The sequence below is a fragment of the Methyloceanibacter sp. genome, from assembly GCF_035650995.1.
In the GTDB taxonomy this organism is placed as follows: Bacteria; Pseudomonadota; Alphaproteobacteria; order Rhizobiales; family Methyloligellaceae; genus Methyloceanibacter.
Genome location: NZ_DASRGO010000046.1, coordinates 1 through 2,261, shown reverse-complemented (window position 1 = coordinate 2,261; position 2,261 = coordinate 1). Strand labels below are relative to the sequence as shown.

Below are 2,261 nucleotides of genomic sequence, written 5' to 3'. Positions count from 1 at the left end.
GATCGATCCGTGGTTCCTGGAGCGGATCCAGGAGATCGTCGACATGGAGGCGCGCGTGCGCGCCCACGGCCTGCCCGGTACAGCGCGGCAGCTGAGGATGCTCAAGGCCATGGGCTTCTCCGACGCGCGCCTGGCCAGGCTCGCCGGCCTCGACGAGGCGGAGGTGCGCCGGCGGCGCATCGGTCTCGGCGTGCGCCCCGTTTTCAAGCGCATCGACACGTGCGCGGCCGAGTTCGCCTCGCCCACCGCCTACATGTACTCCACCTACGAAGAGGGGCTCGCTCTCGATGGCGGTCCTGCCGACGAAGCACGTCCCTCCGACCGGGACAAGGTCGTGATCCTGGGCGGCGGACCCAACCGCATCGGCCAGGGCATCGAGTTCGACTATTGCTGCTGCCATGCCTCGTTCGCCCTGGCCAAGGCCGGTACCGAGACCATCATGGTCAACTGCAACCCGGAGACGGTGTCGACCGACTACGACACCTCGGACCGGCTCTACTTCGAACCGCTCACCGCCGAGGACGTGCTGGAGATCATCCACGTCGAGCAGTCGCGGGGCCGCCTCAAGGGCGTGATCGTGCAGTTCGGCGGGCAGACGCCGCTCAAGCTCGCGCATCCCCTGGAGGCGGCCGGCGTGCCGATCCTCGGCACCTCGCCCGAGGCCATCGACCTCGCCGAGGACCGCGACCGCTTCAAGGAGCTGGTCGACCGTCTGCACTTGAAGCAGCCGGCGAGCGGGATTGCCCGCAACCTCGCCGAGGCGCGCAGCGTCGCCGACGGGCTCGGCTATCCGGTGATGATCCGCCCCTCCTACGTGCTGGGCGGCCGGGCCATGGAGATCGTCGCCGACGGAGCCGAGCTCGACCGCTACGTGGCCCGCCTGTCGGCCACGCTCAACCAGCCCTCCGAGCTCGCCGTGTCGGAGCGGCGGCCGCTGCTCATCGACCGCTATCTGGCCGACGCCATCGAGGTCGACGTCGATTGCCTCTGCGACGGCCGCGACACCTTCATCGCCGGCATCATGGAGCACATCGAGGAGGCGGGCATCCATTCGGGCGACAGCGCCTGCTCGCTGCCGGCCCATTCGCTGCCCTCCTCGATCCTCGTGCGCCTCGAGAAGCAGACGCGCGACATGGCGCTGGCTCTCAACGTGGTCGGCCTGATGAACGTGCAGTACGCCGTGAAAGGCCGCGAGATCTACATCCTGGAAGTCAACCCGCGCGCCTCGCGCACCGTGCCGTTCGTCGCCAAGGTGATCGGCAAGCCGATCGCCGGCATTGCCGCGCGCATCATGAACGGCGAACCGCTCGCGTCCTTCAAGCTGAAGGCGGGCCGGCTCGGGCACGTGGCGGTGAAGGAAGCCGTGTTTCCCTTCGCGCGCTTCCCCGGCGTCGATCCGGTGCTGGGACCGGAGATGCGCTCCACCGGCGAGGTGATGGGCATCGACCGCGACTACGCCATGGCCTTCGCCAAGAGCCAGCTCGGCGCCGGCAACATCCTGCCGCTCGGTGGCACCGTGTTCGTCTCCGTGCGCGACGCCGACAAGGAGGGGATCCTCGGCGCCGTGCGCGATCTCGTCGAGCTGGGTTTTCGCATCATCGCCACGCGCGGCACCCGGCGGGCGCTCGCCGCGCACGGCATTCCCTGCGAGCAGGTCAACAAGGTGCTCGAGGGGCGGCCGCACATCGTCGACCTGATGAAGAACGGCGAGGCGCACCTCGTGTTCAACACCACCGAGGGTGCCAAGGCGCTCGCGGACTCCAAGGACATCCGGCGCACGGCCTTGCTCTACCACATCCCTTACTATACAACTCTGGCTGGTGCGCTGGCGGCGACTCAAGCCATTAAAGCGCTCGCAGCAGGTACCCTTTCCGTGGCGCCGCTGCAGTCCTACGTAAACCACGCATCCTGAGGATGGTGCGGTGCGCCGCCCCGAGAAGGGCTGGCCAAACCCGAAAGACTGGGTGAAAGTGGAACTTTGGCTACCGGCGTCCGAAATAGGGGAGCCGGGCGGAAACGCGAGCAAGGCCCATGGAAAAAGTGCCGATGACGGTCGAGGGGTTCAAGAAGCTCGAGGCCGAATTGCACCGCCTCAAGGTGGAAGAGCGTCCGCGCATCATCCAGCAGATTGCCGAGGCACGCGATCACGGCGACCTTTCCGAGAACGCCGAGTATCACGCCGCCAAGGACGCCCAGGGGCTCAACGAGGCCAAGGTGGCCGAGCTCGAGGACAAGCTGTCGCGCGCGGAGATCATCGACCC

General features: G+C 67.6%; 1 protein-coding gene and 1 pseudogene. Both read left to right on the top strand.

The window, feature by feature from the left end:
• The coding region (gene carB / locus VFB18_RS04210; protein ID WP_324971327.1) for a carbamoyl-phosphate synthase large subunit at positions 1–1,912 on the top strand (1,912 nt) is incomplete at its 5' end.
• A 119-nt stretch (positions 1,913–2,031) separates the two neighbouring features.
• Positions 2,032–2,261, top strand: a pseudogene (locus VFB18_RS04205) (transcription elongation factor GreA); the annotation flags it as partial.